This window comes from Streptomyces sp. NPDC027189, from assembly GCF_055566975.1.
In genome coordinates this window covers 243,011-261,398 of record NZ_JBVHRI010000006.1, presented here as the reverse complement: position 1 = coordinate 261,398, position 18,388 = coordinate 243,011, and the positions used below count along the sequence as shown (strand labels likewise).

The following is an 18,388-nucleotide window of genomic DNA, read 5'->3' as shown; positions in this document are numbered from 1 at the left end:
CCGGGAAACAACACAACTGATGGACTATCGGAGTGCCACGGGAGACCGAACGAGCCCGGGCTCCCGGGCTGCGACAGGCGGAGGTTCGGCCTCATGAGCGAAGACCGGAAGGGCCCCGGAGTCCTCGACTGGATCGCGGAGAACTCCTCACGGCAACAGCGTGATCCCGAGCGCACCCAGGACGACAGAACCATTGGCCGCCTGCGCCTCGGCGTCGGCGTCATCGGCATCATGCTGCCGCCGGCAGTGCCGCTGGGAAACGAGATCCTCCGTGCGTGGGGGTCCAAGACCCTGATCATGCCCGGTTCCATCAGCGGCTCGTACTACACGGGCACACGGAATGTCTTCGTCGGCAGCCTCTGCGCGCTGGGCGTCTTCCTCATCTGCTATCGCTACAACAAGCGCGAGGACTGGTTCAGTTCGGCGGCCGGCGTTTTCGCCCTGGCCGTCGCGTTCCTGCCGACGTCACCGGACCATCCGACCCCACGCCAAGAGACGATCGGCATCATTCATCTGGCATGCGCGGCGCTGCTGCTCCTCATGCTGGCGACGTTCTGCGTCCTGTCCTTCTGGGACCCGGCACCGACGGACAAGCGCTACGTGAATCGCCTCTATCTGATCGCGGGTGCATCCATCATCATCTTCACGGCCGTCGCCGGAATCGCGGAATTGACCAAGTTGGGCACCCACTGGACGTTCACGTCCGTATACGTCTGCGAAACGCTGGCCGTGTGGGCGTTCGGTATCGCCTGGCTGACCGCGGCCCTCGAAATGGGCGCCCTCAGGCGAACCAAGGAACGCTCCGAAGAGCTCCTGAACCTCCCGGACCAAGCCGAGCTGTAACCCACGCTGCACGGCGCCCTCCTGGGGCTGCCGCGCCTTTCACGGCCGCGTCACCGTGAGCGATGTGCGCGTGGCCGATCCGGAGCGCACGGTCGGACGCCGGCTCCTGGCCAGGCTGCCTCCGGAGCTCGACGATCCGAGGCCCGTTGTGGCCGCCGCCATCCGGGAAACCCGAGATCTAGGCCGCGTCCCTCCGGGGCTCCCAGCCCTCGTACGCGGCGGTCAGCAGGCCCAGTACGCCATTCGCCGTGATCTCGCGGGGGTTGGGGTACGACTCCTCGGCGGTCCGCGCGGCTGCGACCGGCAAGTCGGGTTCCTTCAGACCGAGTTCGGCGAGCGTGCGGGGAGCGCCGAGGCTTCCCGCCAGCTCACGGAGGGCGCGGGGGACGTCGTCGGTGTTCAGGGCCCGGGACAGGGCGGTGATCGCCTGGGGTGCGGCGGACGCGTTGTAGGCGAGGACGTACGGGAGGACCACCGTGTGGGTCTCCGCGTGCGGCAGGCCGAAGGTGCCGCCGAGCACATGGCAGAGCTTGTGGTGCAGGCCCATGGTGGTGGCGCCCAGGCAGGCACCGCACAGCCAGGCGCCGTACAGGGCGCGGCTGCGGGCGTCGAGGTCGCCGGGGGCGGCAGCCACCCGGGGCAGGGCCCCGCTCATCGCCCGGACGCCTTCCTCGGCCATGAGGGAGACGAGGGGCGAGGCATCGGGCGCGTAGAGAGCCTCGGCGGCGTGCGCGAGGGCGTTGATGCCGCTGGTGACGGAGAGGGGGACGGGGAGCGCGAGGGTGAGCCCGGGGTCGTAGACGACGCTGCGGGGCTGGGCGGCGGGGTCGCGCCCGGTGCGCTTGGCGCCCTGCTCGGTGAGGCCCCAGACGGAGGTCATCTCGGAGCCGGAGTAGGTGGACGGTACGGCGATCAGCGGCAGGCCGGTGCGCAGCGCGATCGCCTTGCCGAGGCCGATCGCGGAGCCGCCGCCGACCGCGACGCATCCGTCGGCGCCCACCTCGCGCGCCACTTCGACGGCCCGGTCGGCGACCTCCACGGGCACATGCATACGGGCCTCGGCGTGCAGCCCCGCGCACGCGTCCCCGAGCGCGTCCGCGACCGTCCGCGCGGTGGCCTCGCCCCGGCTGCCGCAGACCACCAGGACCCTGCGCAGACCGAGTCGCGCGGCCTCGCCCGGAGTCGCGGACACCGAGGCGCCGGGGCGGAAGACGACTCGGGCGGGCCGGGTCTCGTACGAGAAGTCGAGCGGGGTGCTCATCGGGGCTCCAGTACGAGGTCGAAGCGTGCGTGCCGGAACGGGTTGGGGATGCCGAACTCCCGTGCCAGGGACGGGTCGTCGGTCTCGGCGAAGTCGTGCACCAGGCTCGCCTTCACGGCGAACACCGCGTCGGAGTCGAGGTAGGGGCTGCCGGCCACGAAGATGTGGGTGGTGACGGGGGTGTGGCCCTGCGCCGAGGCGATGAAGTGGATGTGGGCGGGGCGAAAGGGGTGGCGACCGGTGGCCCGGAGGAGGTCACCGACCGGTCCGTCCGTGGGGATCGGGTACGGGCTCGGCACGCAGGTGCGGAACCAGAAACGGCCCTCGGCGTCCGCCGTGAAGAGCCCGCGTCCGTTGCCGGGTGGCTGGGCGTCCGGCCGCTGGACGTCGTAGTAGCCCTCGGCGTCGGCCTGCCACACATCGAGGACCGCGCCGGGCAGCGGGGTGCCGTCGTGGGACAGCACCCGGCCGCTGACCACGCACGGCTGGCCGCTGCCCGCCAGGTTGATGTCAGCACCGAGTTCGCGTACCGGAGACTCGGTCAGGTGGAAGGGGCCGAGCACGGTCGACTCGGTGGCGCCGGGAGCGCGGTGGCCGCCCAGGGTCTCCACGAGCATCGAGACGCCCAGCACGTCCGACAGCAGGATGAACTCCTGGCGGGAGTCGGTGCACGTCCGCCCGGTCGCCGTGAGGAAGCCGATGGCGCGCTCCCACTCCTGCATCGTCGGCTCCGTCTCGCGTACGAAGTCGTGGAGGTGACGGGTGAGCGAGCTCAGCAGCTCGCGCAGCCGCGGATCGGCCGTGTCCTTGAGGCTGTCGACGACTGCGCCGGTGATGTCCGTCGTGAATTCCGTGGTCATGCCGCTCCCCTGGTCACGCTGGTCATCCTGCCAGGCATGCGCCTCGAGCCACGAGGCCGTCGGAACTCACAGTTCGAAGCTGACGAACCCGTCCTCGGCGTCCCGCTCCGGCGCCGTGACGGTGTAGCCGAAGCGGTTCCTGAGGGCGGCGACGTCCCACATCGCCGCGCGGTCACGGTAGTTGAAGACGATCTCCTTCTCGTCGCCCCCGTGCTCGAGGATGCGGGCGACGGCGATCTCGTTGGGATGGTCGTGCCGGGCACCGCTGGTGGATATCAGATAGCGGTCGCAGTCGATCAGGTCGAGCAGCTCGTTCGAGAGGTTGTGATCGCTGCCGTGGTGGGCGACCTTGAGGACGTCGACGTGGAAGCGGCCGCCTTCCTCCTCGGCGCGGGGCCGTATCGACGCCACGAGCCTGCGGTCGTCGGCATCACCGGTGAGGACCACGCGCTTGTCCTCGAACTCGAAGAGCAGCCCGATGCTGGTGAGGTTCGTCTTCGAGGTGTCCGGCTTGAAGGGCGACGCGGCGAGCTGTTCCACGTTCGGGGCACCGAAGTGCTCGAAGCCCGCCACCGGAGGGAGTTCGTCGGGGTCCCGGCCCGGGATCAGGCCGTTCTTGGCACACTCCGCGCTCCAGACCGGTGCCAGCCGCTCCAGTTGCCCGCGGTCGGGCGAGAGTACGTCCATCGTGGAGCCGTCGTCGAACCAGGCGAGATCCCGCCCGACTTCGACGCTGCGCCCGCCGAACGCGTCGTTCCACGGCACCTTCTGCGCCAGCAGCGCACTGGTGAGCTTCTCGCCGTCCACCGCGCCGAACCCCTCGGCGTCGAGGAGCTGGTCGAAGCCGTTGAACCAGACGTCCCCGAACTCCACCGACCGGTCGGGGTCGTCCATCAGGGCGAGTACGCCGAGGATGTGGTCCTGGTCGACATGGGTGACGACAAGGAGGTCGACCTGGCCGTCGAGCCCGGCCAGCGTCGGCTTGATGAGCGGATACGTGCCCGAGCGACCGCCGTCGACGAGGATCCGGCGTACGAAGCTGTCGTCGCCGTACTCCAGGAGCAGGCAGTCGCCGTCCTCGCCGGGCATCATGGTGAACCTGATCATTGCGGCCTCCCAGGCTGACTGGTCATGGCGTTCTCCGGTGCCGAGCTGTCATGGCGACCCTGTGCGACCTTCGGTCCGCAGCGGTCATGGTGGTCTTCGGTGCCGCGCGTCATGGCGACGTTCTGTACAGCGCGACGATCACGAACGGCTCGCGCGTGTCGACGCGCCAGGACAGGCGGCGGGCCTGATCGAGCCGGGACACGCACTCCGGGTCGTCGGGGAACTCGGAGAGCCCGTGGATGAGGCGGCTCAGGCCCAGGGTGAAGACCGGCACTCCGCGGTCGAAGGCCTCGACCAGCGCGTCGCGCGCCGCCTGCCGCTCCTCTTCGGTGTGTGCCCGGCGCAGATGGCGCATGGCCCACAGCACGGATCCGTCGCTCATCCAGTCGAACTCGTGCCGCAGCCGGGAGAGCCACGGGTCCCAGCGGCGCGGCCGCTCGGCCAGTTCGCTGCCGACCAGGACGTACGCACCGGCCACCGCCGCGAGCGGGTTCGTCATCTCGCCGTAGAGCATGCTCTCCGCGTCCTTGACGAGGGCCGCGGCCGAGTCGAAGGCGCCCCGGACCATGTAGCCGAGCGCTGGTCCCACCCGGCTGTCGCGCACGGTCACCGAGACGGCGCTGCCGGTCGGGCTCTGGCGCTCGTTGACGAGAACCTCGATCTGCGCGGAACCCCAGGGCGCCGGGAGAGTGACGACGTATTCGCTGCCTGCCAGCGCGACGACCAGGAACTGCCGTGGGCCCATGGGTCCGCCGCGTGCGGGCCCACGGAGCCTGGGCTCGCCGTGCTCGTCGACCGGGCCGTGCGGGCCGAAGCGGTAGAGCCGCGCCGCCGCGTCGCCCAGACGGAGACTGGGGACGGAGCGGGGCACCGAGTGGGCGATCTCCAGCACGACCGGTCCCTGCGGGGGCTCCTCGGCGAGCTTGAGCAGGGACGCGAACTGCCGACTCGCCGCCTTGGGGTCGCCGACCCAGGCGGCGTGGCCGGGTTCGACGACCGAGGACCACTCCCGGACCCCGGAGCTCGATCCCCGGGAGCGGGGCACCGGCGTCTCCTCGCCGTCGTGATAGGCCCCGTAGGACTCGATGTTGCCCATCAGGTACTGCCAGGAGTGCGACTCGTACGGCGACGGTGCCGTGCACAGCGTCACGGGCGTGTCGGTGGCTTCCCGCGCCTCGGCGTCCTTGGAGAGCAGGACACCGGAGGGCAGTGTGGCGGACACGATGTAGCGGCCGGCTTCGACCTCGAAGCGCGCCGGCGGAGCCGAGGCCCCGCAGGGGAAGAGGACGTTGCGGAGCGACTCGCCACCGCCGCCGTCGGCCGGGTAGATGCTGCCGACGACCTTCGCCCCGGCGGCGACGTCGGTCTCGTTGAGACTCAGCGCGACCCGCACGCTCAGGACGGCGCTCATGGCTTCACCAGCTGCACGCGACGGAAGACCGGACGTACGGTGACGGACTTGGTCAGCACGTCGTGGTCCCCGAGTCTCGCTTCGAAGTCGTAGTTGCCGAAGCTGAGTTCGATGGCCCACTCACTCTGCGGATCCTCCTCGTCGACGTCGCCGGGCGCCCGCCGCAGCCGCTCCTGGCCGTCCTCGCGGCAGACGAATACCGCTTCGGCGTTGTCCTCCGCGTGCTCACAGCCCACGTAGACCGGGACGACGGGCGGATCGGCCAGTTCGTGCAGCACGAACACGGGCAGTTCACCGACCGAGGGGACCTGGACGCCCGCGACCGCACCGGCGAACTGCCGCTGGTGCATGAAGTGGTCGATCGCTTCGAGGAGATGGGAGGTGTTGACCCGCCAGTCGCCCTCGGGATCGTCGCTCGCCGCACCGGCGAGGCTCTTGAGCAGCGCCTCGGTGAACAGGCTCACCTGCCCTGGCCGGGCGTGCGAGCGGTCCCCGGCCAGCGTGGCGTAGTACGGAATGTGGAAGCGTCGGGGCAGATCGAGCGGACGCGTCCCGGCCCCGAGCGGCGTCCGCCCGGCGAACCTGGTACCCGAACTCTCGATCAGCACATCGGAGTTGGACCGGCAGGCGTCGACGAAGAACACCTGCTGGGAGGCCTTGCACCGCTTGAGCCCGTTCATCAGCCCCGCGAAGTCCAGCGCGCCGTTGAGGGGGTTGTGCTCGTCGGCGAAGATGTCGGCGGCGAGGAGCGCCATGTCGTCACCTTGCGAGACGCCGTGTCCGCAGAAGTAGAACACGAGCCGGTTGTCGACGTGGCTGTCACCGCGGTCGTACCACTGCGTGATCGCGATGAGGATGTTGTCGATGGTGGCGACGTCGACGTCGTGGGCCGTCCCGGTGCGGGGGTTCACGAACGGGGCCGGCTGCTCCTGGCTCAGCAGCAGGGCCAGACTGCCGAGTGGTCGCTGCGGATCGTTGTACTCGGACAGGAGCCAGGTCGCGAGGGCGCGGGCCGAGACGGGGGGTGAGCTGAGCTGCCGCATTCCGTCGGAATCGGCCACCGGTGCCTCGCCGCCCGCGAGATGCGGGTACTTTCCGACGCCGATGACCAGCGCGTGGGTGCGCGGGAGGCCGGTGTCCTCTTCGCGGTGAATGACGGAACCGGCCATGGATCCTCCGGAACCCGACTGCGCCGGAGACTGCCCACGAACGGAGACCACCCGCGAGCAGCATTTCCTTTATTATATTTCTGCCAGCCCGATATGTCATGGTGTGTCAGCGAACGCGAGGCCCGGCATGCCCAAGAACCTGGTTATCTGCCTGGATGGCACGGGCAATCAGTTGAAGGCGAAAGGGAACACCAACGTCGTCCGGCTCTACGAAACGCTGGACCTCTCCGATCCTGCCCGGCAGATCGCCTACTACGACCCCGGCGTCGGTACCTTCTCCGCCGCGGGCGCCTGGACACCCGTCGCCCGGCGCCTGTCGAAACTCCTCGGTCTCGCCTTCGGCTCCGGAATGAAGACCAACCTCGCCGAGGCGTATACGTATCTGATGGAGCATTACCAACCGGGCGACCGGATCTACCTGTTCGGCTTCAGCCGCGGCGCGTACACGGCACGCGCGCTCGTGGGCATGCTGAAGGCGGTCGGCCTGATGCGGCCCGGCACGGAGAACCTCGTTCCGTACGCCGTGTCCGTGTACGCCAAGAACAAGGACTGGACCCGGCAGGACTGGGACCAACTCCACCACTTCGCGGGCGCCTTCAGCAACGCGGTCGAGGGGCGCGTCGGCATCTCCGTCGCCTACCTGGGCATCTGGGACTCCGTGAAGGCGTCCGGTGTGCTGCGCTGGAACCTGCGATGGCCGTACACCCGGCAGCTCCCGAACGTCCGCCGTGTCCGCCACGCCGTGTCCATCGACGAGAAGCGCAGGCCCTATCGCGAGTACCTGGTCACGCCCGACAAGCAGCATGCCGCCCCCGGCTCGGTCGAGCAGGTGTGGTTCGCCGGGGTGCACTCCGACGTCGGCGGGACCTTCGACGACGATCCCCGGCTCCCCACCATCGCCCTCAAGTGGATCGTGGACGGCGCCCTCGACGAAGGCCTCCTGCTGAAGCCCCGGGCGTACCCGCGCGAGGTGAGCCTCGTGCCCGAGGACGCCTTGGGGAAGGTGCACCGGATGGGCTGGATATGGGCCCTGCTCACCTACCGGCGCCGGAGACTTCCGCGGGGCGCGCAGGTGCACGCGAGTGTTCGGGCGCGGCTGGAGAAGGATCCGGAGTACGCGGACCGGATCCCACCCGAGGTGGCCTGGTCCGACACCGAATGGCTCACCCCTCGACGGCCGCAGGTACCGCCATCGACGGACCAGGCGACCATGGTCGACCCGATGCGACACGCGCGCGACAGCCGACACTGAAAGTATGATCAACCAATGTCTGACATGACCGAAACCACGCCTGGCTGGCTGACTCCCGACGAGTTGGAACTGGCCCGCGCACGGATGCCGATCCTGTACGTCGAGGCCGTACCGGTGCGCGTCGACGACAACGGCGAAGTCACCCACATCGGACTCCTGCTGCGCATCGGTCCGGACGGGACGGTCAACCGTACTCTCGTCTCCGGCCGGGTGCTGCATCACGAACGGGTCCGGGACGCGCTCCTGCGCCACCTGGAGAAGGACCTCGGCCCGGTGGCACTCCCCCGGGTCCCGGCGTCCCTGCAGCCCTTCACCGTCGCCGAGTACTTCCCGACGCTGGGGGTCACGCCCTTCCACGACCCCCGCCAGCACGCCGTGTCCCTCGCCTACATCGTCCCGGTGACCGGCGACTGCCGCCCGCAGCAGAACGCGCTCGATCTAGTGTGGGTCAGCCCGGAGGAGGCCTCGTCACCGCTGGTCCTCGACGAGATGCCGGGCGGACACGGGGTTCTGCTCAAGCAGGCCCTGGCGCATGTCGGCTGCCTGTCCTGAACTGAGGCACGAAGAATCCTGAACTGAGGCACGAAGAAGGCCGTCTTCCCATCGCCGAGAAAACGGCCTCCGACCTGCCCAAAAGCTGTTCAACCCGCGAGGATCTTGCGCTTCTGCGCCGCGAATTCCTCTTCGGTCAGTACTCCTTGGGCCTTCAGATCGCCCAGTTGCTTGAGCTGATCCATCTTGACGGTCATGTCGTCGCCGGGAACCGGCGGCGGTGCGGGGGGCGGGGCCTGCTGTGCGGGGGGCGGGGCCTGCTGAGCCTCCTGCTCCGCCCATCGGCCTGCCTGTCGACGCGACACACGGTTGGATACCGCAGTGGCGGTTCCGGCAACGACCGCAGTTCGGGCAACACCACGAAGAAGTCCTGGCATGTTCACTCATCTCCCACGATGCGTGCGGGCGGACCGTCGCGGACAGGGTCCGGAAGCCGCCGCTTCAGTCGGCGACCGGTCCGTCACGCGGTCGCTTCGGCCGCGTCCAACGAGGCCAGCAGGGCCTGGACAGGAATACGCCCGCTCGCCACCAACTGCCCACCGCTGCGCCGCATGGCCCGGGCGAAGGGTGCCGCCCACACGTTCTCGTACACCAGGATTCCGGCGGAGCTGTTCGGCTCCAGCGCGTTCCCGGCCTCGTCGATGTCGTCCTGGTCCAGCAGCCCGGACGAGGCGCCCTCGAAGACGGTCAAGTCCACCTCGTCACCGAGATCCGTCAGCTCCAGTGCGGCAACCGAGCCGTCGCTGTCCTTCCGGATGAAGACCAGGTCGAGGATGCGGATGATGCCGCGGTCGACCAGATCGACGAGCAGCGGGAAGGCCTCGCCCGTCATGCGGTTGCCGGGAAATTCGACGACCAAGTAGTCGACGGGGCCCATCTGTTCCACGTCGTCGCTCATGGCCACTCCTCACGAGGGGCTCGGGTTCGGGGAGTCGGGGCCTCGCCCACCGCCCATGCTTCGGCGGCGCTCGCCGCGAGAGACGGCGACGAAACGGTCCTTGTCACCATTGCAGCATCCTGCGGAAGGCTTCGCATGTCCGGACAGGCCGTTACCGAAAGCCTCAGCGGCTTTCAGCAATCCGGGCATTTCGGCCCGGATGGTCCGCCACATCACCAAAGCGTGAGGGCTTCGGCTTGAGTACGGTCTCTCGTTTCCTTCTGCCGTGGTTGCGGCAGGGTTGCGCCACCTGCCCGCCCCGGCCCGGCCTTGCGGCTGGGCCGGGTGGTGCGGGTCTTCTGGTCGGCTCCACGAGGCTTCGACACCTTGACGGTGTCCTGGTCTCCGGCCACTCCGGTACCAGTTGTCACGGCTGCCGCGAGGGCGGCGAGATTGCGTGCTGCGTTCTCGTCCCGGTCGATGACGAGCGGGCATTCGTCGCAGTCGAAGACGCGGACGTGCAGCGGCAGTTTGGCTTTCACCGCGCCGCAGTCCGAGCAGGTCTTAGAAGAGGGGTACCAGCGGTTCGCGACGAGGGTGGGGCAGGCGTTGCGCTGGCCTTTATAGGTTAGCTGGCGGCGGATTTCGCCGAACCCGGCGTCGGCGATCTTGCGGGCGAGGCGCCGGTTGCGGAGCATCCCGGCGACGTTGAGGTCCTCGATCACCACGGTGCCGTACTCGGTGCGCACGCGGGTGGTGAGCTTGTGCAGGGCCTCGGTACGGAGGTTCGCGACGCGGTGGTGCACGCGGTTGCGTTCGGCGTTGGCCTTCTCCCACCGCCTCGATGATGTCTGTCCGGTGCGGCGGTCGGGGCCCCGGCGGCGCGAGACGCGGCGGGAGAGCAGACGCAGCAGCTTCAGCGCCTGGTCGTAGCGGGCGGGGTTGCGCTCGTAGCGGATTTCGCCGTGGCTGTCGGCCATGACCGCCAGATGCTTGACCCCAAGGTCGATCCCGACCGCCACACCGGGCCGGGCCACACGGACCAGGTCCCGTTTGACCTCGGTCTGGAAGGAGACGAACCAGCGTCCCCGCTCGTACCGGACGGTCGCCGAGAGGATCCGCGCCCTCCCGGCCTCACAGCGGTCGCGCAGGCCCTCGGCCCGCTCGTGCAGCCGGATCGTGCCCAGCCGGGGCAGCGCCACATGACGGGCATCCGGCTCGAGGCGGATCGTCCCGGTGGTGAATCGGCACGACCAACGCGCCTTGCGCTTCGACTGGAAACGGGGCATCTGGGCCCGCTTGCCCTTGCGGCGCCCCTGCTTCGACTTGCTGTAGTTGTCGAACGCCGCCGCCGCGTTCGCCAGGCCGGTGGAGTACGCCTCCTTGGAGTTCTCCTCCCACCAACCTGCAAACCGGGGGTCGGTGACCTTGGCCCGGTTGAACTCTTTACGCAGCGCGGGCAGCGACCACGGCCGCCACTGCGTCAGTTCCGGCTCGTCAATCCCGTAGGACTCCTCAGCCTTCCGCTGCCACCAGGACGCGGTCACCCAGCCCACCGCCCAGTTGTACGCCGCCCGCGCCGCACCGCAGTGCGATCGCAAGGCCTGCTCCTGGGCGGCGTTCGGGTCCAGCGCGAACCGGTACGCCTGCACCACGAAACCAGCCTGCGGCTTGAACTTCTTCACTCGCCACCCTCACCGGTCACCACTGCCACGGCACGGGCAGCGCGCATCTTCGCCCCCCGGCGCCCATACAGGCGGGCGCACATCGAGGTCAGTACCTCGGTGATGTCCCGCACCAGGTCGTCGGGGCTCTCCTGCGGATCGAGGACGACCAGGCGGCGCCCGGACGCTGAGAGAGCGGCTTCGAGGTGTTCGACGCCGAAGCGGGCCAGCCGGTCGCGGTGCTCGACCACGATCACACCCGCGCCGGAGTCGGACAGGACCCGGTGCAGCTTGCGGCGCCGCCCGTTCAGCCCCGAACCGACTTCCGTCACGACTTCGGCAACCGCGAGGCCCAACGCATTGGCGCCCTGCACGACACGAGCGACCTGCCGGTCAAGATCCGGCTTCTGTTCGGCCGACGAGACACGGCAGTACGCCACCACCCGCCCGGACGTCTCCGCAGTGGGCTCCTCAACCAGCCACGTGCCGGACGGGGTCTGCCTCACGGGGACCGGCATACGGCCCTCCTTCGCCCACACCCACGCGGTCTGGTAGTGCACGCCATTGCGCGCAGCCCACTCGGAAAGCTTCACGCGATCAAGATAACAGATGAGAAAGACTGAGATTCACTGATGAATCCCGCAGCAGCTATTAGCCCCCTCCGGCCGAGGGGGTCGGCGCGAACGTGAGCGCATGATCCCCGGCCGAGTTGGCCGTGGCCGAGCTGGAATGGCAGGAGTGGGCGATCGCCCGCAGGCGGGTGGACACGGTGCCCGCTCCGGACAACGGCGGCACCGCCGACCCGGAGGTCGCCGCGGATCCGCGTTGCAAAGGCGCAGTCAGGGCCCCGGGATGCGGCGAAACCGGCGTCGCAGGTGCCGCTGTGGGCTGACGGGCCGGCCTGGTCTGCGCTGTCGGTGGACTACCAGCGCATCCCCAAGGCGCTCCCCGGGCCGGGCCCGGCTCAGCCGGCCTCCTCGCCGGAGGCCGCGCGGGCAACGGTTCCGGTGACGAAGGTGGCCAGCGCGTATTCCAGGGACGTGGTGAAGTCCATGCGGAGCACGGTCAGGGCGGGGTCGGCCTCGAAGGCTGCGAGCATGCTGGGCGACGGCCGGCTGTGCGGCCACACCGCGCCGGTCAGCACGAAAATCCCGCCGCACAACATGAACGCCTCGTCGCCCACTTCCGGCAGATGACGGCGGACCAGTTCTGCCATGGCGGTGATGTTGTCGAGCGTCGCGCGCTTGTAGCGGGCGGCGACCGCCACGGAGATGTTGTGTTCCAGGACGCTGACCTGGGCGCTGAGCAGGTCGCACAGGACGTGGTTCCGTGCCAGGGAGCCGGCGACGACGGCGGCGAGCCGGTCGCCGCGCTCCCGGGCGGACGCGCCGGGCCGGACGGCGGCGTCCAGCTCGCCGGGCAGTTCGTCCAGCCACTGCTTCAAGGCCCGGTCCAGCAGCTCCAGCAGGATCGCCTCGCGGGACTCGAAGTAGCGCAACACGTTGGACTTGGCCAGCCCCACGCGACGGCTCAGCTCGTTGAGGCTGACCTCGGCGACCGACATCTCGACGAGCATCGCGGCCGCGGTGTCGAGAATCGCCTGCCGCCGGATCTCCCGCTGCTCTGCACTGCGCGCGCGCTGGAACGTCATGTCCGACATGTTACAGACTGGCAGTCTCTTGACATCAGACCAGCGGTCCCTTACGTTCTGAGGCAAGAGACCGCAGGTCTTTAATCACCTTGGCGGGCGCCCGCGGCCACAGCCCGGCCCGCACCCTGGAGGAATCGTGAACGACAAGTGGACCGCCGCCGACGTGCCCCGCCAGCACGGCCGCGTCGCCGTGGTCACCGGCGCCAACACCGGAATCGGATTCGAGACCGCCAAGATCCTTGCCGAGCGCGGTGCGACGGTGGTGCTGGCGGTACGGGACACGGACAAGGGCAAGCAGGCCGCCGCCCGGATCGCCGCCGCCGAGCCCGGCGTGGATGTCACGGTGCAGCACCTCGACCTGACGTCGCTCGACTCCGTCCGCGCCGCGGCGGACGAGCTGCGGGCAAAGCACCCCAGGATCGACCTGCTGATCAACAACGCCGGGGTGATGTACACGCCCGAGAGCACCACCCGCGACGGGTTCGAGCTGCAACTGGGCACCAACCACCTCGGCCACTTCGCGCTCACCGGGCTGCTGCTGGAGCGGATGCTGCCGGTCGCGGGCTCCCGGGTGGTGACGGTCAGCAGCATCGCCCACCGTATCCGGGCCACGATCGACCTGGACGACCTGCGGTGGGAACGGCGGACCTACAGCCGGGTGGGCGCCTACGGCCAGTCGAAGCTGGCGAACCTGCTGTTCACCTACGAACTCCAGCGACGGCTGATCGACCAGGGCTCGACCGTCGCCGTCGCGGCCCACCCGGGCATCGCGACCACCGATCTGATGCGCAACTCAACCGTGGTCGCGCGCACCGTCGTCGCGGCGATCAATCCGCTGATCTCGCAGAGCGCGGACCGCGGCGCGCTGCCCACGCTGCGCGCGGCGACCGACCCGGGCGTGCGGGGCGGCGAGTACTACGGCCCGGACGGGTTCCGCGAGGCCAAGGGCCACCCGGTACGGGTGGCGTCCAGCGAGCAGTCCCACGACGCGGCCGTCCAGCGCCGCCTGTGGGCGGTGTCGGAGGAGCTGACCGGAGTGTCGTTCTCGGTCTGACCGCCTGACGCCGCCCGGACGGGCGAGAGAACCCGGAGTGCCCCGACACCTGGCCTGACAGGGCACGGCAACGGCGGCACCGCCGGCAGGCGGGGAAACATCGTCGCCGCGGACCTGGGGCTGCTGGTACTGATCGCCGTGCTCGGCGGTGCCGGCGCCCGCAGCGTGCTGTCCGCCTCCGGCAGCAGCAGTGTGCGCTTCCCGGGCGACGTCCCCCACAGCCACATCTGCCTCAGCGACCGGGTGACGGCACACATGGTGACGACCATTCCCCAGGTGCGCCAGTTCGGCCCCACCATCACCCACGCGGGCGTGGACCGTGGAACAGCCCGATGACCTCGCCTCGGGTCACCGGGCTTCGCCCCGGCTGAGATCGTCCTCGGCGGGGGCTTCGTGGCTCGCGGGCCGAGCCTGCCCGATCGGCAGCTACCTGGTCGGGGCCAGGTGGGTGCCGAAGAAGTCCGTCAGCCTCGCGACCGCGGGCGTGACGTACTCGTCCTTGTCATACAGGTCGTTGTGCACCGCGCCGTCGATCCAGTGCAGTTCCTTCGGGCCGGGTGCCTTCTGGAACGCCTCCACGCTCATCCACGAGGTGACCGCTTCGCGTCCGACGATCAGGAGCAGCGGGCGCGAGGTGAGCAGGCCGAGGGAGCGGAAGGCGTCGAAGGTGACGATGTGGTCGACGCTGGTCCAGGTCAGCGACTTGGCCGACCGTGGATGCCGGGCGCGAGGGGTGCAGTAGTACTCCCAGCCTTCGAAGACGTGCGGGCCGCCTCGGCGCGCCTCCTCCTCGGTGTCGGGGAAGAGTTTGAAGCTCTGGACGCCCTCACCGCGGGCCTCGGCGGTACGCGCCGCCGCGGCCGCGGCCAGCATGCCCTGGATGACGGAGGGGTCCTGGGTGCCGTCGGCGCCCTGGCGGAACTGGCGGGCGATGTCGACGGCGCTGACGGTGCCCACGGCCTTGATGCGGTGGTCGGTCCCGGCGGCGGTCAGGGCGTACCCGCCGGAGGCGCAGATCCCCAGGGTCCCGATGCGGTCGGGGTCGACGTCGGGGTGCGTGGTGAGGAAGGAGACCGCGGCCTTGAGATCCTCGACCCGGTGTGCCGGATCCTCCAGGCCGCGCGGCTCACCCTCGCTCTCCCCCTGGTAAGCGGCGTCGAACGCCAGCGTGATGAATCCCTGCTCGGCCAGGCGCCGCGCATACAGGCCCGAAGCCTGCTCCTTCACGCCGCTGCCGGGGTGTCCGACGACGACCGCCGGGCGCGGACCGGCCGCTTCGCCGTCGGGGGTGTAGAGGTGGCCGGCGAGCTTCAGGCCGGCGCTGAGAAAGGTGACGTCCGTCCTCATGGGTAATGCACTCCAACTGCGCGGAGGGGCGGGCTCGGGGCGAGCCCGGTGGCCGCCGGGGTCCGCCGGCCACGTCCCCACCGTCGCGCCGCTCGACACCCGCTGCCAGGGAGGGCCCTGCCTATGCAGACCAGTACCAGGCACACGAACGCGACCGCGCGGACACTGGAGTCATGGAACACCGTGGCGCCCCGGACTCCGGCGGCAACGAGACCGGCGGCAGAAAAACGGCCTCCGGCGGCAACGAGCTGGGCGCGTTCCTGCGCTCCCGCCGCGCCGCCATCGACCCGCACCAGGCCGGGTTCCCCGACGACAGCCGGCTGCGCCGGGTGCCGGGCCTGCGCCGGGAGGAGCTGGCCCAGCTCGCGCACGTCAGCGTCGACTACGTCGTACGCCTGGAGCAGGGGCGCACGCGTCGGGTCTCGCGCCCGGTCCTCGACGCACTCGCCGATGCGCTCCAACTCGCCCCGGACGAACGGGAGTACCTCTTCACCGTGGCCGACGTCACGCCCGCCGCTCCCGCGCGGCCGCCCGGTCGGCCCGAGGTGGCCCCGCGGCTGCGGCAGCTGCTGGACACGATGCCCGACATCCCCGCGATGGTCCTGAACCGCCGTATGGACGTGCTGGCCTGAAACCGAGGGGCTGCCGCCCTGCTGACCGACTTCGGCGCCCTGTCCCCGGCCGAGCGCAACCTGATCCGGCTGACCTTCCTCGACGAGCCCTTCCGGGCCCTGTACGCGGACTGGCCACGTGCCGCCCGCGAATGCGTTGCCGTCCTGCGCATGGAGGCGGGCCGCACCCCCCACGACCCCGTCCTGGGCGCGCTGGTCGGCGAACTCAGCGTCCGCGACCCGGACTTCCGCATCTGGTGGGCCAGCCACCAGGTACGCGGGCCCAGGCAGCTCACCAAGACCTACCACCACCCCGTCGCCGGCGACCTCACCCTCGATGTCCAGCAGTTCTCCGTCGACACCCACCCGGACCAGCATCTGGTCGCCTACACCGCGGAATCCGGCTCGCCGTCCGAGGAGGCGTTGCGCTTCCTCCTGCAGTGGTCCGCGACCGGCGCCGGCCACGAGGACGACCGCGTCGCAGACCCCGACAGCCTGTCCTAGACGACGCCCCGTCGGCCTCCCGTCGGCGTGGACTGTGGTGGCGTGGCGGACGATCCGCAGCGGATGTGCGCCCCGGGCTTCCTACTCGGCGCCGACCGGCTCCTCATCCCTCACTGCCGCATCGAACAACGCCGCAGCCACCGCACGAGCGGTCGTCGCCGCCGACGGTTCCCGGCCGACGGGTCGCGTCGTCCAGCAACGCGGAACTGGCCTCGTCACTCGGTCCGTTGACGACGGATCGCGCCTCGACGACAACCGCGGTGAACCCGGGCACCAGGGCGTTGACAGCGAGAAGGCAGCGGCAGGGAGCCTGCCTCACGTGTTCAGCGGCCACTCATCGAAGTCGCCGCGTGCGATGCGTAGGACATCGCTCTCGATGAGGGTGTCCAGGCTGACGCCCTCTCGCCGCAGACGGTTCTGTACAGCGCCATCGTGGAACCGGCGCAGATCCGTGGGCAGAGGGATATCACCGACTTCGGCGAAGCGGACGGCGCCCGACGAGTCACGGACGGACATGGCCTTGCCCGCATTCCACAGGTTCGGCGAGAAGGGAACGTCGAAAAGTCCGCGTTCCACGGCCAGCGCCACCTGCTCGCCCAGGCTCCCCGCGTCCAGTGCGAGCACGGCGTCGAGAATCGCCGTCGCCTCGCGGACGATCAGTTCCTCTTCCACCTCCGTCTGTTCCGGGGCGGCCGGGAGGCCGGTCTCCTCCAGCGCGGACCGGACGAGCCTGAGGCTGTCCGCGTTGTTCACCGCCGATGGGATCTGTGCGGACTCGACCATGGTCTTGAGCATCAGCCTCGTGGCACCGCTCAGGCGTGCCGTGACGGCTGAACCGCGCAACAGCGACTCCGCCTTGGCGGTGTCGTTCGGAAAGGCCGCCATGTACTGATGGAAGACGGTGAAGACAGCTACGTCATCGTGGCCGAACATGTCCAGGTACCGGCGCCCCACACGGCGCAGCGCATGGATCGCGCCGATGTCCTGGGCACGGTTTCCCTGCTCGGCATAGCCGAGGGACACTGACCTCACCCCGGACTCGGCCGCCAGAAGCGCTTCGAGTACACAGGCGGTGACCGCTATGCAAGCAGGCACCATCGCCGCGGTCAGGACACCGAAGAACTCACGGTCGATCGTGATACCGAATCGCTCGTGATACATACCTGTGAGACGGTCGACGTACTGCCACCGGGGAACCGAGTCGCGCGGTGAATAGTCCCGGTAATAGGGAAGGTTGTAGGTGAGCGCACCTCCTTCGAAGGCGGTGATCCCGGCGGCGTAGGTAATTTCGGCCAGCAGTCGGGGGTCTCGCGTCGAGTGGCGTACCTGAAAAGGCGTCTCTGCGAAATTGGCGGTGATGGCCCGACCCGTACCTACGCCGTGGTTCACCAAGGGGAAGCCGTTGAGCCCGTGAAAACTGTCCAGTCGCGCTGTCGACTCCTTGAGCAGGAGTTCCACCTGTTCGTGGGAGTTGTTGCGGGTGAGCGAGTCGATCTGGAACGACAGCACATCCGCGCCCGCCCCGCTCAGGGCGCTGAACAGCGCCACCTGGTCCTCGACTCCGGCGACCCCGGTGCGGGGGTGGATGAGAATCCGTCCCTCGCTCTCGGCTCGTGCCTGCGCGGCGGAGAGCGAGGCACGAGCCGCGCAGGCCTCGGCGTTCTCCTCCAGCCGGTGGGCCTGATGGCCCGTCGACCACTGAGCGAGCACCTGCTGACGCTGGACCTCGAACCGTTCCGGCACCACCGACGGTGGAACGGCGGGGCGGTGCCGGCTCTCGGTGGCCGTGTCCACAACGGCGGGGCGATCGGCCTGTTGTGACGCGCCCAGGTCCTCATCCAGGCAGGAGATGACCTGGCCGGGTTCGATGTAACCAAGGAATACGCGGTCGAACCCGAGTCCGCGGAGCTCGGAGACGGCCTGTTCATCGCCGGTGAGGGAGGGATTCCCGCCGATGTACCACACTCCGCCATCGACGCCGTGCAGCTCCCGGAGAGCGAGGAGATCGCGCAGGTAGTACGCCGCGTGGCCATCCATGTTGGAGACGAGAACCGCGTCGGCGCCGCGGACCCGCTCGCAGAGTTCGGCCGGGGAGTTCTGCGTGGACAGGAACACAACGGTGAATCCCGCGCGTTCCAGCGCTCTGCGCAGCACAATGAGACCGACCGAATGAGAGTCCCCGCCTACACCGCCCAAAGCAATGCGTTTCTTACTTCTGTCCATCA

17 protein-coding genes and 1 pseudogene are annotated in these 18,388 nt (G+C 69.5%); 6 read left to right on the top strand and 12 right to left on the bottom strand.

Translation table 11 applies throughout. From position 1 onward, the window contains the following. The first annotated feature begins 93 nt into the window (after positions 1 to 93). Positions 94 to 843 carry a hypothetical protein gene (locus ACZ4RZ_RS17305; RefSeq protein ID WP_467745414.1) on the top strand — a complete coding sequence of 250 codons (750 nt, stop codon included), beginning with the start codon at positions 94 to 96 and terminating at the stop codon, positions 841 to 843. 178 nt (positions 844 to 1,021) lie between these two features. On the opposite strand, the gene ACZ4RZ_RS17300 is transcribed toward ACZ4RZ_RS17305, so the two are convergent. The 5 genes from ACZ4RZ_RS17300 to ACZ4RZ_RS17280 all read right to left on the bottom strand — a co-directional run bounded on the left by ACZ4RZ_RS17300 (position 1,022) and on the right by ACZ4RZ_RS17280 (position 6,651). Next, on the bottom strand, positions 1,022 to 2,104 hold the full coding sequence (locus ACZ4RZ_RS17300) for a maleylacetate reductase (RefSeq protein WP_467745412.1): 1,083 nt from the start codon (positions 2,102 to 2,104) through the stop codon (positions 1,022 to 1,024). After that, on the bottom strand, positions 2,101 to 2,964 hold the full coding sequence (locus ACZ4RZ_RS17295; RefSeq protein WP_467745410.1) for a dioxygenase family protein: 864 nt from the start codon (positions 2,962 to 2,964) through the stop codon (positions 2,101 to 2,103). The genes ACZ4RZ_RS17300 and ACZ4RZ_RS17295 overlap by 4 nt, the downstream gene beginning before the upstream one ends. Before the next feature lie 66 nt (positions 2,965 to 3,030). Next, positions 3,031 to 4,071 carry a ComEC/Rec2 family competence protein gene (locus tag ACZ4RZ_RS17290; protein ID WP_467745408.1) on the bottom strand — a complete coding sequence of 347 codons (1,041 nt, stop codon included), beginning with the start codon at positions 4,069 to 4,071 and terminating at the stop codon, positions 3,031 to 3,033. A 109-nt stretch (positions 4,072 to 4,180) separates the two neighbouring features. Continuing rightward, entirely contained in the window at positions 4,181 to 5,482 is a 1,302-nt protein-coding gene (locus ACZ4RZ_RS17285) for a hypothetical protein (RefSeq protein ID WP_467745407.1), read from the bottom strand. Further along, a complete protein-coding gene (locus ACZ4RZ_RS17280; RefSeq protein WP_467745405.1) occupies positions 5,479 to 6,651 on the bottom strand; it encodes a caspase family protein in 1,173 nt (390 codons plus the stop codon). The genes ACZ4RZ_RS17285 and ACZ4RZ_RS17280 overlap by 4 nt, the downstream gene beginning before the upstream one ends. 127 nt (positions 6,652 to 6,778) lie before the next feature. On the opposite strand from ACZ4RZ_RS17280, the gene ACZ4RZ_RS17275 reads away from it, so the two are divergent. Both ACZ4RZ_RS17275 and ACZ4RZ_RS17270 read left to right on the top strand, forming a co-directional pair. Continuing rightward, positions 6,779 to 7,903, top strand: coding sequence for a DUF2235 domain-containing protein (locus ACZ4RZ_RS17275; RefSeq protein ID WP_467745403.1), 1,125 nt, complete (start codon positions 6,779 to 6,781; stop codon positions 7,901 to 7,903). 24 nt (positions 7,904 to 7,927) lie between these two features. After that, positions 7,928 to 8,455 (top strand): NUDIX hydrolase family protein, encoded by a 528-nt coding sequence (locus tag ACZ4RZ_RS17270; RefSeq protein WP_467745789.1) that lies wholly within the window; start codon positions 7,928 to 7,930, stop codon positions 8,453 to 8,455. An 89-nt stretch (positions 8,456 to 8,544) separates the two neighbouring features. Here the strand turns inward: ACZ4RZ_RS17270 and ACZ4RZ_RS17265 are convergent, their stop codons facing one another. The 5 genes from ACZ4RZ_RS17265 to ACZ4RZ_RS17245 form a co-directional block, all read right to left on the bottom strand. Next, positions 8,545 to 8,832: an SHOCT domain-containing protein gene (locus ACZ4RZ_RS17265; protein WP_467745787.1), complete on the bottom strand. Its 288-nt coding sequence runs from the start codon at positions 8,830 to 8,832 to the stop codon at positions 8,545 to 8,547. Positions 8,833 to 8,915: 83 nt separating this feature from the next. After that, positions 8,916 to 9,353, bottom strand: coding sequence for a DUF6325 family protein (locus ACZ4RZ_RS17260; RefSeq protein ID WP_467745401.1), 438 nt, complete (start codon positions 9,351 to 9,353; stop codon positions 8,916 to 8,918). A gap of 212 nt (positions 9,354 to 9,565) precedes the next feature. Beyond that, the gene (tnpB, locus tag ACZ4RZ_RS17255) at positions 9,566 to 11,017 is read right to left on the bottom strand and encodes an IS607 family element RNA-guided endonuclease TnpB (protein ID WP_467745400.1); all 1,452 of its coding nucleotides are present in this window, start codon (positions 11,015 to 11,017) and stop codon (positions 9,566 to 9,568) included. Then, positions 11,014 to 11,589 (bottom strand): IS607 family transposase, encoded by a 576-nt coding sequence (locus ACZ4RZ_RS17250; RefSeq protein ID WP_467745398.1) that lies wholly within the window; start codon positions 11,587 to 11,589, stop codon positions 11,014 to 11,016. Before ACZ4RZ_RS17250 ends, tnpB begins: the two co-directional genes overlap by 4 nt. A gap of 371 nt (positions 11,590 to 11,960) precedes the next feature. Further along, positions 11,961 to 12,647, bottom strand: coding sequence for a TetR/AcrR family transcriptional regulator (locus ACZ4RZ_RS17245; protein ID WP_467745396.1), 687 nt, complete (start codon positions 12,645 to 12,647; stop codon positions 11,961 to 11,963). 136 nt (positions 12,648 to 12,783) lie between these two features. On the opposite strand from ACZ4RZ_RS17245, the gene ACZ4RZ_RS17240 reads away from it, so the two are divergent. After that, on the top strand, positions 12,784 to 13,701 hold the full coding sequence (locus ACZ4RZ_RS17240) for an SDR family NAD(P)-dependent oxidoreductase (RefSeq protein WP_467745394.1): 918 nt from the start codon (positions 12,784 to 12,786) through the stop codon (positions 13,699 to 13,701). Positions 13,702 to 13,839: 138 nt separating this feature from the next. Continuing rightward, on the top strand, positions 13,840 to 14,037 hold the full coding sequence (locus ACZ4RZ_RS17235; protein ID WP_467745392.1) for a hypothetical protein: 198 nt from the start codon (positions 13,840 to 13,842) through the stop codon (positions 14,035 to 14,037). 90 nt (positions 14,038 to 14,127) lie between these two features. Here the strand turns inward: ACZ4RZ_RS17235 and ACZ4RZ_RS17230 are convergent, their stop codons facing one another. Beyond that, positions 14,128 to 15,048 (bottom strand): alpha/beta hydrolase, encoded by a 921-nt coding sequence (locus ACZ4RZ_RS17230; RefSeq protein ID WP_467745390.1) that lies wholly within the window; start codon positions 15,046 to 15,048, stop codon positions 14,128 to 14,130. Positions 15,049 to 15,221: 173 nt separating this feature from the next. On the opposite strand from ACZ4RZ_RS17230, the pseudogene ACZ4RZ_RS17225 reads away from it, so the two are divergent. After that, positions 15,222 to 16,163: pseudogene (locus ACZ4RZ_RS17225) on the top strand (helix-turn-helix transcriptional regulator). Between the two features lie 315 nt (positions 16,164 to 16,478). Here ACZ4RZ_RS17225 and ACZ4RZ_RS17220 read toward each other — a convergent pair. Beyond that, positions 16,479 to 18,386 carry a methylaspartate mutase subunit E gene (locus ACZ4RZ_RS17220; RefSeq protein ID WP_467745388.1) on the bottom strand — a complete coding sequence of 636 codons (1,908 nt, stop codon included), beginning with the start codon at positions 18,384 to 18,386 and terminating at the stop codon, positions 16,479 to 16,481. Positions 18,387 to 18,388: the final 2 nt, after the last annotated feature.

Excerpts from the sequence above, each read along its gene's own strand:
- ACZ4RZ_RS17305 (WP_467745414.1), top strand. The coding sequence starts at position 94 with ATGAGCGAAGACCGGAAGGGCCCCGGAGTCCTCGACTGGATCGCGGAG.
- ACZ4RZ_RS17300 (WP_467745412.1), bottom strand. The coding sequence starts at position 2,104 with ATGAGCACCCCGCTCGACTTCTCGTACGAGACCCGGCCCGCCCGAGTC.
- ACZ4RZ_RS17295 (WP_467745410.1), bottom strand. The coding sequence starts at position 2,964 with ATGACCACGGAATTCACGACGGACATCACCGGCGCAGTCGTCGACAGC.
- ACZ4RZ_RS17290 (WP_467745408.1), bottom strand. The coding sequence starts at position 4,071 with ATGATCAGGTTCACCATGATGCCCGGCGAGGACGGCGACTGCCTGCTC.
- ACZ4RZ_RS17285 (WP_467745407.1), bottom strand. The coding sequence starts at position 5,482 with ATGAGCGCCGTCCTGAGCGTGCGGGTCGCGCTGAGTCTCAACGAGACC.
- ACZ4RZ_RS17280 (WP_467745405.1), bottom strand. The coding sequence starts at position 6,651 with ATGGCCGGTTCCGTCATTCACCGCGAAGAGGACACCGGCCTCCCGCGC.
- ACZ4RZ_RS17275 (WP_467745403.1), top strand. The coding sequence starts at position 6,779 with ATGCCCAAGAACCTGGTTATCTGCCTGGATGGCACGGGCAATCAGTTG.
- ACZ4RZ_RS17270 (WP_467745789.1), top strand. The coding sequence starts at position 7,928 with ATGACCGAAACCACGCCTGGCTGGCTGACTCCCGACGAGTTGGAACTG.
- ACZ4RZ_RS17265 (WP_467745787.1), bottom strand. The coding sequence starts at position 8,832 with ATGCCAGGACTTCTTCGTGGTGTTGCCCGAACTGCGGTCGTTGCCGGA.
- ACZ4RZ_RS17260 (WP_467745401.1), bottom strand. The coding sequence starts at position 9,353 with ATGAGCGACGACGTGGAACAGATGGGCCCCGTCGACTACTTGGTCGTC.
- ACZ4RZ_RS17245 (WP_467745396.1), bottom strand. The coding sequence starts at position 12,647 with ATGACGTTCCAGCGCGCGCGCAGTGCAGAGCAGCGGGAGATCCGGCGG.
- ACZ4RZ_RS17230 (WP_467745390.1), bottom strand. The coding sequence starts at position 15,048 with ATGAGGACGGACGTCACCTTTCTCAGCGCCGGCCTGAAGCTCGCCGGC.
- ACZ4RZ_RS17220 (WP_467745388.1), bottom strand. The coding sequence starts at position 18,386 with ATGGACAGAAGTAAGAAACGCATTGCTTTGGGCGGTGTAGGCGGGGAC.